This is a genomic window from Pseudomonas sp. GW821-FHT02H06 (genome assembly GCF_059421525.1).
In genome coordinates this window covers 20790-36754 of record NZ_JBWKVD010000003.1, presented here as the reverse complement: position 1 = coordinate 36754, position 15965 = coordinate 20790, and the positions used below count along the sequence as shown (strand labels likewise).

Here is a 15965-nt window from a genome sequence, read left to right as displayed (position 1 = left end):
GAAGGAGACAACTCCATGAGCGTGGAAAAAATCACCCACAGACTGGCGCCCTGGTTGCTACCGGTCCTGTTGTTGGCGATATGGCAACTGGCGGTCACCGCGGGCTGGCTGTCGACCCGCATTCTGCCGGCGCCGAGCGCCGTAATTGAGGCCGGCGTCACGCTGGTGCGCAGCGGGGAAATCTGGACTCATCTGGCGATCAGTGGCTGGCGTGCCGGGATCGGCTTTGCCATTGGCGGCGGGATCGGCCTGGCCCTGGGCTTCATCACCGGGTTGTCGAAATGGGGCGAACGCCTGCTGGACAGCTCCGTACAGATGATCCGCAACGTGCCCCACCTGGCGCTGATTCCGCTGGTCATCCTGTGGTTCGGCATCGACGAGACAGCGAAGATATTTCTGGTCGCGCTCGGCACGCTGTTCCCGATTTACCTGAACACGTACCACGGCATTCGTAACATCGATCCGGCGCTGGTGGAGATGTCCCGCAGCTACGGTTTGAGCGGCTTCGGACTGTTCCGCCATGTGATTCTGCCGGGCGCGATGCCTTCGATTCTGGTCGGCGTGCGGTTCGCGCTGGGCTTCATGTGGCTGACGCTGATCGTCGCGGAAACCATTTCGGCCAGCTCCGGCATCGGCTATCTGGCGATGAACGCCCGAGAGTTTCTGCAGACCGACGTGGTGGTGCTGGCGATCGTGCTTTACGCCGTACTCGGCAAATTGGCAGACCTCGCCGCGCGGGGTCTGGAACGGGTCTGCCTACGTTGGCACCCGGCGTATCAAGTGGCTAAAGGTGGCGCGCAATGAGCAATCTCCAACAACCGGCAAACCTGTTGCGCGGGATTCCCTTGCAGGTCCGCAAGCTGAAAAAAACCTTCGGCTCGCGGGAAGTACTGAAAGACATCGATCTGCACATCCCGGCCGGCCAGTTCGTCGCGGTCGTGGGCCGAAGCGGCTGCGGCAAGAGCACTTTGTTGCGTCTGCTGGCAGGACTCGATCAACCGTCGAGCGGCCAACTGCTGGCGGGTAATGGCTCGTTGGCGGATGCGCGGGAAGACACGCGACTGATGTTCCAGGAAGCGCGTTTGCTGCCCTGGAAAAAGATCATCGACAACGTCGGCCTTGGTCTCAGCGGCGACTGGGGTGGCAAAGCGCTGGAAGCGCTGGAAGCCGTTGGTTTGGCCGAGCGCGCCAATGAATGGCCGGCTGCGTTATCAGGTGGGCAAAAACAACGGGTGGCGCTGGCCCGTGCGCTGATTCACCAGCCGCGCTTGTTGTTGCTCGATGAACCCCTTGGCGCGCTGGATGCCCTGACACGAATCGAGATGCAGCAACTGATCGAAAACCTGTGGAAGAAGCATGGCTTTACCGTGTTGCTGGTGACCCACGACGTCAGCGAAGCGGTCGCCATTGCCGACCGGGTCTTGCTGATTGAAGAGGGCCGCATCGGTCTTGACCTGCAGGTTGATCTGGCCCGTCCGAGGGCGCGCGGCTCTTACCGACTGGCCGCGCTGGAAACCGAAGTGCTCAACCGCGTGTTGTCGCTACCAGGCAAACCACCCGACCCCGAACCGACTTCACCGCTGCCCACGCAACTGCGTTGGGCCAATTAACTCCAGAGGCAATCCTGCCCCCGGAACTGATCTCACAAAGGAAGCCTTACCATGACTATCAAAGCCATTAACGTGCGTAACCAGTTCAAAGGCACCATCAAGGAAATCGTCACCGGTGACGTGCTGTCCGAGATCGACGTGCAGACCGCGTCGGGCGTCGTCACTTCCGTTATCACCACCCGCTCCGTCAAAGAGCTGGAGCTGGTGGTCGGCAGCGAAGTGATCGCGTTCGTGAAGTCCACCGAGGTGTCGATCGCCAAGTTGTGATCGATGCTGGATCCCAAGCGATCTCCCACAGGTTTAGCGTCTGACTCAGGCTTCGGGCTGGTCGAGGACTTGTGGGAGTGAGCTTGCTCACGAACGCGGTGGGTCAGTAATAGTTAGGCTGTCTGACAGAATGCTTTCGCGAGCAAGGTGGAGCGCCACCCCGGTCGCTCCCACAGGTTTAGCGTCTGACTCGGGCTTCGGGCTGGTCGAGGACGTGTGGGCGTGATCGGGGTGGCGCCCCCACAACTGACCTGCGTTATTGCTCGATTGAACGCTTCGGCAAATACGGCGGCAGGTACAACCCCAGATACGCATCAAACACCCGCAATCCTTCCTCGGCCATGCGCGGGGTAATCGCGTTGTGCAGTTGCACCGAGCGCGCATAGACCCGGTCGGCCAGTTCCAGCGCCAGGGCAAATACCTCTACATCATCGGGCAGTATCGGCAGTTGGAAATGCCGGGCGAACAGCGCGTGCATGAGGTTGCCCAGTTCAATGTCGTGCTGACGATCCGCCTGAGTGACTTCGGTCAAACCGTGCTGGGCGAGGATCAGCTGTCGCGCGGCAGCGTCGTCGCTGTAAATCGCGAGCATGCGTGACTCCACCACATGGGACAGGTCACGCCACTGGTTCAGCTGATCGTGATCAATGGGCTGCTGCAGGCTTTCGCGAAACGCCTCGTGGACATCAGCCGTCAGCGCTTCCAGCAACGCCGGAACGCTGGCGAAGAAGTGATACACGGAGGAGGGCGGGATCTCGGCCCGCTCGGCGACGCTGTAGATGGAAAGGCTCGCCACGCCGTCCGAGGCCAGCAGCGCACGTGCGGCATCGAGGATCGAGTCGATCCGCGCCTGACTCCGTGCACGAGGTTTGCGAGGTGGGGCAAGGCGGGTCATCGGCGCTCTCTCGGTCGGTGGCGCGGGCATTCTACAGTGCCAGCCGGGAGAATGAAAAACGCCACCGATTCTCTCGAAAAGGTGGCGTTTTCGTAACTCGTGCAGCCATCAAACCGTGTGCAGATACCAATTGTATTCAAGGTCGGAGATGGAGTGCTCGAACTCCTCCAGCTCACTTTCCTTGCACGCAACGAAGATATCGATGTACTTCGGATCGATGTACTTGGCCATCACTTCGCTGTCGTCCAGCTCGCGCAGTGCATCACGCAGGTTGTTCGGCAAGCTCTGCTCGTTCTGCTCGTAGGAGTTGCCTTCTACGGGCGGACCGGGCTCGATCTGGTTGGTCAGGCCATGGTGAATGCCTGCCAGCACCGATGCCATCAGCAGATACGGGTTGGCATCCGCCCCGGCAACCCGGTGCTCGATACGTACCGAGTCGGCCGTCCCGGTAGGCACGCGCACGGCCACGGTCCGGTTATCCAGACCCCAGCACGGCGAGTTTGGAACATAGAACTGAGCACCAAACCTGCGATAAGAATTGACGTTCGGGCAAAGGAACGCCATCTGCGCGGGTAGGGTCTCGAGCACACCGCCGATCGCATGACGCAATGCGGCGTTCTGCTCGGGATCCTCGCTGGTGAAGATGTTTTTGCCATCGCGATCAAGGATCGAAATGTGCACGTGCAGACCGTTACCCGCCTGGCCTGGATACGGCTTGGCCATGAAGGTGGTGTCCATCTCATGGTCGTAGGCGATGTTCTTGATCAGGCGTTTGAGCAGTACCGCGTAATCACATGCTTTCAGCGCGTCTGCAGTGTGGTGCAGGTTCACTTCGAACTGCGCCGGAGCACTTTCCTTGACGATCGCGTCGGCCGGAATGCCTTGCTCTTTTGCACCTTCCAGAATGTCCTGGAGGCAGTCGACGTACTCGTCCAAGTCATCGATCAGGTAGACCTGTGTCGAGTGCGGACGTTTGCCTGAGATCGGTGAGCGCGGCGGTTGTGGTCGGCCGTTTACGTTTTCCTGATCGATCAGGTAGAACTCAAGCTCGAATGCAGCGCAGATGGTCAGGCCCATCTCGTCGAACTTGCTGACAACCTGGCGCAGCACTTCGCGCGGATCGGCGAAGAAGGGCGTGCCTTCCAGCTCGTGCATGGTCATCAGGAGTTGTGCGGTAGGACGCTTCTGCCAGGGCTCATTGCAGAGAGTGTCGGGGATTGGATAGCAGATTCGGTCAGCGTCACCGATGTCCAGACCCAGACCGGTGCTTTCCACCGTCGAGCCGTTGATATCCAGTGCGAATAGGGAAGCTGGGAGGTTGATGCCTTTTTCGTAAACCTTATGAAGGCTGGTGCGTTCGATGCGCTTGCCGCGCACCACTCCATTCATATCTGCAATCAGAAGGTCAACGTATAGAACCTCAGGATGTTCCTTAAGGAACGCGTTCGCTTCGTTGAGCTGAACGGCACGCGGGGGTACCGACATGATGCAACACCTTTGTTGTTGAAAATATCAATCATCGAGCATTACGGGTTTCAGTCAATCCGAAAGGCCAGACGAAGTCAAGGGAGCCCTGATTTGCCCTAAAAGGGCGCCAAAGAGCTATTTTCGCCGCACTTTAGGGCAAATGTTGTGCGCCAAAGGTCATGCAAACTGCGGGTTTGAGCAGGGCGTGTTTTATTTTTTACGGGTGTGTTGTGGAAAAAAATGAACAACGCTAAGCTCGATTGCAACCCATAACAGCAATAATACCGGGGGTCTCATGCTTCGCCTTCCGCTGATCGGCCTCACCGCCTGCACTCAGCCATTCGGGCACCTGCTTTTTCACATCACATGCTTTCAGTGTAGCGGCCCATTCAGCGCGCCGGGCACTGCGCATGCCTCTGTGCGGCACCTCGACACCTTACTCTTTATCCGCGCAGCGGTTCCAGCGGGCGCGTCTTTTGCTTCCGCTGACGTATCCGGCCCTGACTTTCCGCGGCATCCGCCGCCGCGCTTTTTGCACAAGCACGACTATCTTTGAGTCTTCCAGGCAATTGGCGATGCCTGTGGAAAACGAGCAGCACCGTAACGCCAGCGCTTCAAAGAACGCCTGACCGCCATGACGGCGACCAGGAATTAAAACCCTGAGGTATTTATGAGTACCAACCTCGACCAGCTCACCGATTGGTTGAAAGAACACAGGATTACCGAAGTCGAATGCATGATCGCCGACCTCACCGGTATCACACGGGGCAAGATTTCACCGACCAACAAGTTCATTGCTGAAAAGGGCATGCGCTTGCCGGAAAGCGTACTGCTCCAGACCGTGACGGGCGATTACGTCGAAGACGACATCTACTACGAATTGCTGGACCCCGCAGACATCGACATGTTCTGCCGTCCTGACCAGAGCGCGGTGTTTCTGGTGCCCTGGGCCATCGAGCCGACTGCGCAGGTGATTCACGACACCTACGACAAGCAAGGCAACCCCATCGAGCTGTCCCCGCGCAACGTCCTCAAGAAAGTCCTCAAGCTCTATGCCGATCAAGGCTGGCAGCCCATTGTGGCGCCGGAGATGGAGTTCTACCTGACCAAGCGCAGCGACGACCCCGACTACCCGCTGCAGCCACCGGTGGGTCGCTCGGGTCGTCCGGAAACCGGTCGTCAGTCGTTCTCCATCGAAGCCGCCAACGAATTCGACCCGCTATTCGAAGACGTCTACGACTGGTGCGAACTGCAAAACCTCGACCTGGACACGCTGATTCACGAAGACGGCACCGCGCAGATGGAGATCAACTTCCGTCACGGCGACGCGCTGTCTCTGGCCGACCAGATCCTGGTGTTCAAGCGCACCATGCGCGAAGCCGCGCTCAAGCACGATGTGGCCGCGACCTTCATGGCCAAGCCCATGACCGGCGAGCCCGGCAGCGCGATGCACCTGCACCAGAGCATCATCGACATCGAGACCGGCAAGAACATCTTCTCCAATGAAGACGGCACGATGAGTCAGCTGTTCCTGCAACACATCGGTGGCTTGCAGAAGCTGATCCCCGAGCTGTTGCCGCTGTTTGCGCCCAACGTCAACTCGTTCCGCCGCTTCCTGCCGGACACCTCCGCGCCGGTGAACGTGGAGTGGGGCGAAGAAAACCGCACCGTTGGCCTGCGCGTTCCGGATGCCGGCCCGCAGAACCGTCGCGTGGAAAACCGTCTGCCCGGCGCCGATGCCAACCCGTATCTGGCCATCGCCGCCAGCCTGTTATGCGGTTTCATCGGCATGGTCGAGGGCCTCAACCCCAGCGCCCCCGTCGTCGGCCGTGGTTACGAACGCCGCAACCTGCGCCTGCCGTTGACCATCGAAGACGCGCTGGAGCGCATGGAAAACAGCAAGACGGTCGAAAAGTACCTCGGCAAGAAATTCATCACCGGCTACGTCGCGGTCAAGCGTGCCGAGCACGAGAACTTCAAGCGTGTGATCAGTTCGTGGGAGCGGGAATTCCTGCTCTTTGCCGTCTGACGTTCCGGGGCGTCGTGGATTCCAGTGGATCCACGGCGCCCCACACGCGATACCTGACTGGAGTGATTCATGAGTTCCAACAACCCGCAAACCCGCGAATGGCAAGCCCTCAGCAGTGATCATCACTTGGCGCCGTTCAGCGATTTCAAGCAGTTGAAAGAGAAAGGCCCGCGCATCATCACCAACGCCAAGGGCGTTTACCTCTGGGACAGCGAAGGCAACAAGATCCTCGACGGCATGGCCGGGCTCTGGTGTGTCGCCATTGGTTATGGTCGAGAAGAACTGGCGGACGCGGCCAGCAAGCAGATGCGCGAGCTGCCTTACTACAACCTGTTCTTCCAGACCGCTCACCCGCCGGCACTGCAACTGGCGAAGGCCATTTCCGACATCGCCCCCGAGGGCATGAACCACGTGTTCTTCACCGGTTCCGGCTCAGAAGGCAACGACACGGTGCTGCGCCTGGTTCGCCATTACTGGGCGATCAAAGGCCAGCCGAGCAAGAAAGTCATCATCAGCCGCGTCAACGGTTACCACGGTTCGACCGTCGCCGGCGCCAGCCTGGGCGGCATGACCTACATGCACGAACAGGGCGATTTGCCGATTCCGGGCATCGTGCACATTCCGCAGCCTTACTGGTTCGGTGAAGGCGGCGACATGACGCCCGACGAGTTCGGCGTCTGGGCGGCTGAACAACTGGAGAAGAAGATTCTCGAACTGGGCGTAGACAACGTCGGCGCGTTCATTGCCGAGCCGATTCAAGGCGCCGGCGGCGTTATCGTTCCGCCCGACACCTACTGGCCGAAGATCAAAGAGATCCTCGCCAAATACGACATCCTCTTCGTGGCCGACGAAGTGATCTGTGGCTTTGGCCGCACCGGGGAATGGTTCGGCAGCGATTTCTACGACCTCAAGCCGGATTTGATGACCATCGCCAAGGGCCTGACCTCGGGCTACATCCCCATGGGTGGCGTCATCGTGCGCGATGAAGTGGTCAAGGTCCTGAACGAGGGCGGCGACTTCAACCACGGCTTCACCTACTCCGGTCACCCGGTGGCGGCGGCAGTGGGCCTGGAGAACATTCGCATTCTGAGTGAAGAAAAGATCGTCGAACGGGTGAAGTCCGAAACGGCACCCTATTTGCAAAAGCGTCTGCGCGAGCTGAGCGATCACCCGCTGGTGGGTGAAGTGCGGGGCGTCGGCATGCTGGGCGCAATCGAACTGGTGAAGGACAAGGCCACTCGCGAGCGTTATGTCGGCAAAGGCGCAGGCATGATTTGCCGCACTTTTTGCTTCAATAACGGCCTGATCATGCGGGCCGTGGGCGACACCATGATTATCTCGCCGCCGCTGGTGATTACCTTCGCCGAGATCGACGAGTTGATCGAAAAGGCGCGCAAGTGCCTGGACCTGACGCTTGAGTCATTGCAAGGCTGAATTTTTTTCCGGAAATTGCCAGACTGTCCGCCGTCTAGACGCCGCTTACATAAAAACACTGGAGCCGTACGCATGAAGAAATTTGGCAAAACCCTCCTGGCATTGTCCCTCATGGGCGCAGTGGCCGCTGCTGCACACGCCGATGACAAAGTCCTCCACGTCTATAACTGGTCCGATTACATCGCACCGAACACCATCGCCGACTTCGAAAAAGAGTCGGGCATCAAAGTGGTGTACGACGTGTTCGACAGCAACGAGACCCTGGAAGCCAAGTTGCTGGCCGGTAAATCGGGCTACGACGTCGTCGTTCCGTCGAACAACTTCCTGGCCAAGCAGATCAAGGCCGGCGTCTACCAGGAGCTGGACAAGTCCAAGCTGCCAAATTACAAAAACCTCGACCCTGCCTTGTTGAAAGCCGTGTCCATTAGCGACCCGGACAACAAGCACGCGTTCCCGTACATGTGGGGCTCGATCGGCATCGGCTACAACGCTGAAAAAGTCAAAGCCGCTTTGGGCGCTGACGCACCGGTCAACTCGTGGGACCTGCTGTTCAAGCCGGAAAACGCTGCCAAGCTGAAAGGCTGCGGGATCAGCTTCCTCGACTCGCCGACCGAAATGCTGCCAGTGGCGCTGCATTACCTGGGCCTGCCGACCGACAGCCAGAAGAAGGAAGACATTCAGAAGGCCGAGGATCTGTTCAAGAAGATTCGTCCTTCGATCACCTACTTCCACTCGTCCAAGTACATCTCGGACCTGGCCAACGGCAACATCTGCGTAGCCGTGGGTTACTCGGGTGACGTCTACCAGGCCAAGGCGCGCGCTGAAGAAGCAGGCGGCAAGGTCAAAGTCAGCTACAACATTCCGAAAGAAGGTGCAGGCAGCTTCTACGACATGGTCGCCATCCCTAAAGATGCCGAAAACGTCGAAGGCGCTTATAAGTTCATGAACTTCATCCTGCAACCGAAGGTGATGGCCGAAATCACCAACTCCGTTCACTTCCCGAACGGCAACAAGGCAGCAACCGAGTTCGTCGACAAGGACATCACCTCTGATCCAGGCGTCTATCCGCCGGCAGACGTGCTGGCCAAATTGTATGCGATCGCCGACTTGCCAGCGGCGACTCAACGCCTGATGACCCGCAGCTGGACCAACATCAAATCGGGTAAATAAGCCTGACCGGGTGGGGCAAGTGCCCCACCCAAACTGTGGGAGTGAGCTTGCTCGCGATGACGGCAGTGCATACGACGTTAATGTCTGCTGACACCCCCTGATCGCGAGCAAGCTCACTCCTACAGGTTTTGCGTCACCCGTCATGACACCCGCGTCACAAAAAGTTTTTTTGCGAGAAGGGTTTATCGAAGGTAAGTTGCGCGCCGGATGGGTCACAGGCAGTCGTTACTGTCATCGGTACGGGCAACAGGCCCACCTACTAAAAAAGGACTGCACACGTGTCTATTTCTTTATTTTCAAAAGGCTTGCTGCTCGGCGCCGGGCTCACGCTCGCCGCCGGTGCCTACGCGGATTCCACCGTTCGCATTTATAACTGGTCCGATTACATCGGCACCACAACGCTGGAGGACTTCACGTCCACCACCGGCATCAAGACCAAATACGACGTCTTCGACTCCAACGAAACCCTGGAAGGCAAGCTGCTGGCCGGCCACACCGGTTATGACGTGGTCGTCCCGTCCAACCACTTCCTGGGCAAGCAGATCAAGGCGGGGGCGTTTCAGAAGCTCGACAAATCACAGCTGCCGAATTACTCCAACCTCGACCCCGAACTGCTCAAGCGCCTGGAAAAGAACGACCCGGGCAACCAGTACGCCGTGCCGTATCTGTGGGGCACCAACGGCATCGGCTACAACGTCGACAAGATCAAGGAAGTGCTGGGTGTCGACACCATCGACTCCTGGGCCACGCTGTTCGAGCCCGAGAATATCAAGAAGCTGCAGAAGTGCGGCGTCGCGTTCCTCGACTCGGCTGACGAGATGCTGCCCGCAGTTCTTAACTACATGGGCAAAAACCCGAATAGCACCGACGAGAAAGACTACAAAGCCGCTGAAGCCAAGCTGCTCAAAGTCCGCCCGTACGTGACCTATTTCAACTCGTCCAAATACATCACTGACCTGGCCAACGGCGACATCTGCATCGCAGCCGGTTTCTCCGGTGACGTCTTCCAGGCCAAGGCCCGTGCCGCAGAAGCCGGCAAGGGCGTCAACATCGCTTACTCGATCCCGAAAGAGGGCGGCAATCTGTGGTTCGACATGCTCGCCATCCCGTCGGATGCGCCGGACGTGAAGGCCGCGCACGCGTTCATCAACTACATCCTCAAGCCTGACGTAATCGCCAAGGTCAGTGACCAGGTGGGTTATGCCAACCCGAACCCGGCTTCGGGCGAGCTGATGGATCAGGAAATTCGCAACGACGAGGCGGTTTACCCGTCGAAGGAGATACAGGAGCGCCTGTACGTCAACTCCGAGCTGCCGCCGAAGATCCAGCGCGTCATGACGCGCAGCTGGACGAAGATCAAAACCGGTAAATAAAGACCTTGGCGCCCGACCCCATTGGCCGGGCGCAAAAACAGTTGGGAGTTTCACCCATGGCAGTTGCCTCCGGCGCCTACAAGAAATCCCTTGAGGGTGGTCAGCAACCGAAACAGGTGCTGGTCAAAATCGATCGGGTCACGAAAAAGTTCGATGAGACGATTGCTGTGGACGACGTGTCTCTGCAGATCAACAAGGGTGAAATCTTTGCCCTGCTCGGCGGCTCCGGCTCGGGGAAATCCACCCTGCTGCGCATGCTTGCCGGCTTCGAGCGCCCGACCGAAGGGCGCATTTACCTCGACGGCGTCGACATCACCGATATGCCGCCGTACGAACGTCCGATCAACATGATGTTCCAGTCCTACGCGCTGTTTCCGCACATGACCGTGGCGGACAACATCGCTTTTGGCCTCAAGCAGGACAAGCTGCCCAAGGCCGAAGTCGAGGCCCGCGTGGCCGAGATGCTCAAGCTGGTGCAGATGACCCAGTACGCCAAGCGCAAACCGCACCAGTTGTCCGGCGGTCAGCGGCAGCGTGTGGCGCTGGCACGTTCGCTGGCGAAGAAGCCGAAGCTGCTGCTGCTCGACGAACCCATGGGCGCACTGGATAAAAAGCTGCGTTCGCAGATGCAACTGGAGCTGGTGGAAATCATCGAGCGCGTCGGCGTGACCTGCGTGATGGTGACCCACGACCAAGAAGAGGCCATGACCATGGCCGAGCGCATCGCGATCATGCACCTGGGCTGGATCGCGCAGATCGGCAGCCCGATCGATATCTACGAGACGCCGACCAGCCGCCTGGTCTGTGAGTTCATCGGCAACGTCAATCTGTTCGATGGCGAAGTCATCGAAGACATGGAAGGCCACGCGCTGATCAGCAGCCCTGAGCTGGAACGCAAAATCTATGTCGGCCACGGCGTCACCACGTCGGTGGAAGACAAGCGGATTACCTACGCGCTGCGTCCTGAAAAGCTGCTGGTGACCACCGAACAGCCGACGTTCGAGCACAACTGGTCGCGGGGCAAGGTTCACGACATCGCCTATCTGGGCGGTCACTCGGTGTTCTACGTGAAACTGCCGTCGGGCAAGCTGGTGCAGTCGTTTGTCGCCAACGCCGAACGTCAGGGCACACGACCGACCTGGGACGATGAAGTCTTCGTCTGGTGGGAAGACGACAGCGGCGTGGTATTGCGCTCATGAAAATCCGAAAAATAAAACGGGCTTTCAATCGAATAAAACCCACCGGGCGCCAGGCCGTTATTGGCGTGCCGTTCCTGTGGCTGTTCCTGTTTTTCGCGCTGCCGTTTCTGATCGTCATCAAGATCAGCTTCGCTGAAGCGGACGTGGCGATTCCGCCGTATACCGAGATCTTCACCTACGTCGAGCAGAAGCTCGACATCGTGCTCAACTTCGCCAACTACGCCCTGCTGACCAGTGACGACCTGTACATCTCGGCGTATCTGGGCTCGTTGAAGATGGCGTTCATCAGCACCGTGCTGTGCCTGTTGATCGGCTATCCGATGGCCTATGGCATCTCCATCGCCCGCAAAGAAATGCAGACGGTGCTGTTGCTGCTGATCATGATGCCGACCTGGACTGCGATCCTGATCCGCGTGTACGCGTGGATGGGCATCCTCAGCAACAACGGTCTGCTCAACGCGTTTCTGATGTGGTTGGGCGTGATCAGCGAGCCATTGCAGATACTCAACACCAACCTCGCGGTGTACATCGGCGTGGTCTATTCGTATCTGCCGTTCATGATTCTGCCGCTGTACGCGAATCTGGTGAAGCACGATCAGAGCCTGCTGGAAGCCGCATCGGACCTGGGTTCGAGCACTTTCAACAGCTTCTGGAAAATCACCGTACCGCTGTCCAAGAACGGCATCATCGCCGGCTGCATGCTGGTGTTCATTCCGGTGGTGGGCGAGTTCGTCATCCCGGAACTGCTGGGCGGCCCCGAGACGCTGATGATCGGTAAAGTGCTGTGGCAGGAATTCTTCAACAACCGTGACTGGCCGGTAGCGTCGTCGCTGGCAGTGGTGATGCTGTTGATCCTCATCGTGCCGATCATTCTGTTCAACCGCAGTCAGGCCAAAGAGCTGGAGGGCAAGGCATGAGAGGCTTCCGATTCTCGAACCTGATGTTGGTGCTGGGCCTGATCTTCATCTACGCGCCCATGGTCATTCTGGTGATCTACTCGTTCAACGCCTCCAAGCTGGTAACGGTCTGGGGCGGCTGGTCGGTGAAGTGGTACGTCGGGCTGCTCGACAACACCCAACTGATGAGCGCGGTCATGCGCTCGCTGGAAATCGCGCTGTATACGTCGATTGCGGCGGTGGCACTGGGCACCATGGCGGCGTTCGTATTGACCCGCATCACCCGCTTCAAGGGCAAGACCTTCTTCGGCGGTCTGGTCACCGCGCCTCTGGTGATGCCGGAAGTGATCACCGGCCTGTCGCTGTTGCTGCTGTTCGTGGCGATGGCGCAGTTGCTCGGCTGGCCCGAGGAGCGTGGGATCGTCACCATCTGGATCGCTCACACGACGTTCTGTGCGGCGTATGTGGCGGTGGTGGTGTCGGCGCGTCTGCGTGAGCTGGACATGTCCATCGAAGAGGCGGCAATGGACCTGGGTGCGCGGCCGTGGAAGGTGTTCTTCCTGATCACCATCCCGATGATCGCGCCATCGCTGGCGGCGGGGGCGATGATGTCCTTCGCGCTGTCGCTGGACGATCTGGTGCTGGCGAGCTTCGTCTCCGGCCCGGGGTCGACCACCCTGCCGATGGAAGTGTTCTCGGCGGTGCGCCTGGGCGTGAAGCCTGAGATCAACGCGATTGCCAGCCTGATTCTGCTGGCGGTGTCGATTGCGACCTTCCTGGTCTGGTTCTTCAGCCGCCGCGCGGAAAACAACCGCAAACGCGCCATCCAGCAAGCCATCGAAGAAGCTGCGGCAGACGGTTGGAAACAGCCGGACCTGCGTCGTGCAAAGGTGGTTGAGTCGGTTTGATCCCGATCACTGCTCCAGTGAGGTGTTCCCACTGGATGCACGCGATGCTGTTAGTGGGACCGGCTTCAGCCGGGAAGAGACCGGTATGTACGCTATAGATTTGCGTTGTAACGTCCGACGCCTTCCCGGCTAAAGCCGGTCCCACAAGTTGGGGCTCCAGCTAGACCCACCGTTCATACGGTTATCGCCCCGGCACCAACCTCAACACCTCTTTGCTGTTCCCCGCCACATCTCCTTCGCTGAACCGCTCCGGCGCGTACTCGCCGTTGACGTAGCGCTGCGCCTGATCGGCGTAGTGCTTGTCGAACAGCACGCCGCTCTGGCCCACCGGGTTGATCCCCAGAGCGTGGGCCGGGTCGGCGAAATCGATGAGGCGGCGCGTCGATGGTCCGTAAGTCACCGGCCACGGCGCGGGGCCCATGCTCGCTGACAGGTTGTTCGGCACCTCATGGGTACCGGGCGCCGCGAACGGCCCGACGTTGAACAGCATGTCCAGCGGCGGTTGTTTGCCCAGCGGATGCTCGTGGGTCAGCGTGTGCGCCTTGCCCCATGTCCACTCATCCGGGTTCTGCCCGTACAGCGATTTCAAATGTGCGACCGCTGCGTGCCAGGCGACCTTCACCGTGTTGTCGCGGCTCTCGGGCTCTCGAGAATGGCGATTGTTCCACCACGGCGAATCGGCGTCGGCCGCCAGTCGCGGCAGGGCCAGGTCAATGAGTCGTGTCGACAGCAGCGTCGTGAACATCCCGTCGCTGAGCTCGTCATGGAACACCTGATCGGTCAGATTGAACAGGAACTGATTGAACAGCGTCGCCCCCACCGAATCGACGGAGTACTCACCGTTCCACGCCGCCAGTCGCTCCAGCAGATCGTGCTCCTCTGGCTCGCTGACCACGCGGCGCAGCACCGGAATCAGCGGCCTCAGAATCTGCGCGGCATAATCCGTCCGCGTGCCGAGCTGCAGCGCCTTGCTGTTCTCCAGATTCCATTTCACCTTGTCGTCGCTCAACTGGTTATTCAACTGGCGACCGCGCTCGGGAAGATTGTAGTAACCCGGAATCTCCATCCCCGTCGGCGACACCGGCTGGAAGTTCGCCGAGACGATATAACCCCGCGCCGGATTTTCTTCCTGCGGGTTGGCGCTGAAGGGGTAGAAACCGTTCTTGTCGGCCTGCTCCGAGCTGCCATCGAGAATAAACGTCGGATTCACCCCCGCAGGTCGCTTCGGCAACTGCGCCGCCGCCCACCAGCCGATATCGCCGCGAGCGTTGGCGTAGACGATGTTCAGGCCCGGCGACTGGATCTTCTCGGCGGCGCTGCGCATCTTCTCCAGCGTGTCGGCGCGGTTGGCTTCGTAGAAGCCCTGCAGGATCGGGTTGTCCGACTCAAGGAACGACCACCACATCGCAATCGGCGTACCGCTCGGCTGTTGCGCAGCAGGGGCGCCCAGCGCGTCATTGACGATCGGGCCATGGGGAGACTGCCGAAGCGTGAGGGTCACGGGAGATTCGCCCTTCACCTCGATCTGCTCGGTACGAGACGTCATTTCCACCCAGGCGCCGTGGTACCAGACTTGATTGGGATTGTCGGGGTTGGTCTTCTCGGCGATCAGGTCCAGATCATCGTTCTGGAACATGGTCAGGCTCCAGCCGAAATCCAGATTATGGCCGAGCAGCGCGAAGGGGTTGAGCGCCTGAAAATGCCCGTACAGCTCGAAACCTGGCGCGGTCAGCTGGGCTTCGTACCAGACCGCCGGCACCGAGAAACGAATGTGCGGATCACCCGCCAGCAACGGTTTGCCACTCTCGGTGCGGCTGCCGGACACCGCCCAGGCATTGCTGCCCTCGAACTGCGGCAGGCCGGCTTTCTCAAGCGCCTGCTGGCTGAGCAGCGCCAGGTCATTGAGGCCTTTCCAGTCGTTGCTCGTCAATGCAGGGGACTGGCCAAGGCCCCCTTGCGGCCGCCAGCCCATGTCGAAGACTTTCAGATACTCTGGGCCCAGTTGATCCCGCACATAGGTCATCAACGGCTCGGTGCGAAACGCCGCCGCAAAGCTGTAGGCCAGATAACCGCCGACGCTGAGGGTGTCTTGCGCCGTGAACGGCCGCTCGCGAATGCCCAGCACGTCGAACTCGACCGGTTTGGGATGCGTCGCCTGATATTGATTAATGCCGTCCAGATACGCTTGAAGCGCCTTCCACGCCGGCGTGTTCTTGTCCTGGCGCGCCACGTAGGCATCGGCGTGCTCGCGGATGCGCAGGCTGCGGAACAGCTTGTCGGTGTTGACCAGCTTGGGGCCGAGGACTTCAGCCAGCTCGCCGCGCGCCAGCCTGCGCAGGATTTCCATCTGGAACAGGCGGTCCTGAGCGTGGACATAGCCCAGAGCGCGGTACAAATCATCTTGGTTGTCGGCACGAATATGCGGCACGCCGCGCTCGTCGTAACGCACGGTGACCGGGGCCTGCAGCCCTGCGAGTTTGATCTCGCCATCGCGGACCGGCTGCTTGCCGTGGATGTACCAGGCGCCCGCGCCCCCGATGAGCACCAACACTGCGACGACGACATAAAGGCTGCGTTTCATCCGGGGGCTCAAATGAGAATCGTGAAGGTTTTGCAGGCTACAGATTTGTCTCGCGACTGGGTAGACGGACCGCCTATGGATTTAGGCCGCGTAACTTGCCACGCCGCAGCGGACAGATGACACTTCCGTGCGGCCG

At 59.6% G+C, this 15965-nt stretch carries 13 protein-coding genes; 10 read left to right on the top strand and 3 right to left on the bottom strand.

The genetic code is table 11. The features are described from left to right. The first annotated feature begins 15 nt into the window (after positions 1-15). From ssuC to AC07VF_RS06090, 3 genes are read left to right on the top strand one after another with little or no spacing between them, the layout of a single operon-like run. The gene (gene ssuC / locus AC07VF_RS06100; protein ID WP_192171275.1) at positions 16-804 is read left to right on the top strand and encodes an aliphatic sulfonate ABC transporter permease SsuC; all 789 of its coding nucleotides are present in this window, start codon (positions 16-18) and stop codon (positions 802-804) included. Next, positions 801-1610 (top strand): aliphatic sulfonates ABC transporter ATP-binding protein, encoded by an 810-nt coding sequence (gene ssuB, locus AC07VF_RS06095; protein WP_495008437.1) that lies wholly within the window; start codon positions 801-803, stop codon positions 1608-1610. Before ssuC ends, ssuB begins: the two co-directional genes overlap by 4 nt. A gap of 51 nt (positions 1611-1661) precedes the next feature. Continuing rightward, complete coding sequence (locus tag AC07VF_RS06090; RefSeq protein WP_037016233.1) at positions 1662-1877, top strand: TOBE domain-containing protein; 216 nt, start codon at positions 1662-1664, stop codon at positions 1875-1877. A gap of 256 nt (positions 1878-2133) precedes the next feature. Here AC07VF_RS06090 and AC07VF_RS06085 read toward each other — a convergent pair whose 3' ends face one another. Further along, positions 2134-2772 carry a TetR/AcrR family transcriptional regulator gene (locus AC07VF_RS06085; protein WP_495008438.1) on the bottom strand — a complete coding sequence of 213 codons (639 nt, stop codon included), beginning with the start codon at positions 2770-2772 and terminating at the stop codon, positions 2134-2136. Positions 2773-2880: 108 nt separating this feature from the next. Continuing rightward, positions 2881-4257, bottom strand: coding sequence for a glutamine synthetase family protein (locus tag AC07VF_RS06080; RefSeq protein WP_065987362.1), 1377 nt, complete (start codon positions 4255-4257; stop codon positions 2881-2883). Between the two features lie 652 nt (positions 4258-4909). On the opposite strand from AC07VF_RS06080, the gene AC07VF_RS06075 reads away from it, so the two are divergent. From AC07VF_RS06075 to AC07VF_RS06045, 7 genes are all read left to right on the top strand, one after another. Next, complete coding sequence (locus tag AC07VF_RS06075) at positions 4910-6268, top strand: glutamine synthetase family protein (RefSeq protein ID WP_037016227.1); 1359 nt, start codon at positions 4910-4912, stop codon at positions 6266-6268. A gap of 69 nt (positions 6269-6337) precedes the next feature. Beyond that, a complete protein-coding gene (locus tag AC07VF_RS06070; RefSeq protein ID WP_495008439.1) occupies positions 6338-7702 on the top strand; it encodes an aspartate aminotransferase family protein in 1365 nt (454 codons plus the stop codon). 72 nt (positions 7703-7774) lie between these two features. Continuing rightward, the gene (locus AC07VF_RS06065) at positions 7775-8872 is read left to right on the top strand and encodes a polyamine ABC transporter substrate-binding protein (protein WP_282365509.1); all 1098 of its coding nucleotides are present in this window, start codon (positions 7775-7777) and stop codon (positions 8870-8872) included. A 278-nt stretch (positions 8873-9150) separates the two neighbouring features. Beyond that, entirely contained in the window at positions 9151-10245 is a 1095-nt protein-coding gene (locus tag AC07VF_RS06060; protein ID WP_192171270.1) for a polyamine ABC transporter substrate-binding protein, read from the top strand. A gap of 56 nt (positions 10246-10301) precedes the next feature. Further along, positions 10302-11444: a polyamine ABC transporter ATP-binding protein gene (potA, locus tag AC07VF_RS06055; RefSeq protein WP_282369842.1), complete on the top strand. Its 1143-nt coding sequence runs from the start codon at positions 10302-10304 to the stop codon at positions 11442-11444. After that, complete coding sequence (locus AC07VF_RS06050; protein WP_037016213.1) at positions 11441-12361, top strand: ABC transporter permease subunit; 921 nt, start codon at positions 11441-11443, stop codon at positions 12359-12361. The genes potA and AC07VF_RS06050 overlap by 4 nt, the downstream gene beginning before the upstream one ends. Then, complete coding sequence (locus AC07VF_RS06045) at positions 12358-13248, top strand: ABC transporter permease subunit (protein ID WP_122622881.1); 891 nt, start codon at positions 12358-12360, stop codon at positions 13246-13248. Before AC07VF_RS06050 ends, AC07VF_RS06045 begins: the two co-directional genes overlap by 4 nt. Before the next feature lie 181 nt (positions 13249-13429). Here AC07VF_RS06045 and AC07VF_RS06040 read toward each other — a convergent pair whose 3' ends face one another. Then, positions 13430-15829, bottom strand: a complete 2400-nt coding sequence (locus AC07VF_RS06040; protein ID WP_495008440.1) for a penicillin acylase family protein — start codon at positions 15827-15829, stop codon at positions 13430-13432. Between the last annotated feature and the right edge of the window lie 136 nt (positions 15830-15965).

Excerpts from the sequence above, each read along its gene's own strand:
- AC07VF_RS06070 (WP_495008439.1), top strand. The coding sequence starts at position 6,338 with ATGAGTTCCAACAACCCGCAAACCCGCGAATGGCAAGCCCTCAGCAGT.
- AC07VF_RS06065 (WP_282365509.1), top strand. The coding sequence starts at position 7,775 with ATGAAGAAATTTGGCAAAACCCTCCTGGCATTGTCCCTCATGGGCGCA.
- AC07VF_RS06040 (WP_495008440.1), bottom strand. The coding sequence starts at position 15,829 with ATGAAACGCAGCCTTTATGTCGTCGTCGCAGTGTTGGTGCTCATCGGG.
- AC07VF_RS06045 (WP_122622881.1), top strand. The coding sequence starts at position 12,358 with ATGAGAGGCTTCCGATTCTCGAACCTGATGTTGGTGCTGGGCCTGATC.
- potA (WP_282369842.1), top strand. The coding sequence starts at position 10,302 with ATGGCAGTTGCCTCCGGCGCCTACAAGAAATCCCTTGAGGGTGGTCAG.
- AC07VF_RS06050 (WP_037016213.1), top strand. The coding sequence starts at position 11,441 with ATGAAAATCCGAAAAATAAAACGGGCTTTCAATCGAATAAAACCCACC.
- ssuC (WP_192171275.1), top strand. The coding sequence starts at position 16 with ATGAGCGTGGAAAAAATCACCCACAGACTGGCGCCCTGGTTGCTACCG.
- AC07VF_RS06080 (WP_065987362.1), bottom strand. The coding sequence starts at position 4,257 with ATGTCGGTACCCCCGCGTGCCGTTCAGCTCAACGAAGCGAACGCGTTC.
- AC07VF_RS06075 (WP_037016227.1), top strand. The coding sequence starts at position 4,910 with ATGAGTACCAACCTCGACCAGCTCACCGATTGGTTGAAAGAACACAGG.
- ssuB (WP_495008437.1), top strand. The coding sequence starts at position 801 with ATGAGCAATCTCCAACAACCGGCAAACCTGTTGCGCGGGATTCCCTTG.
- AC07VF_RS06090 (WP_037016233.1), top strand. The coding sequence starts at position 1,662 with ATGACTATCAAAGCCATTAACGTGCGTAACCAGTTCAAAGGCACCATC.
- AC07VF_RS06085 (WP_495008438.1), bottom strand. The coding sequence starts at position 2,772 with ATGACCCGCCTTGCCCCACCTCGCAAACCTCGTGCACGGAGTCAGGCG.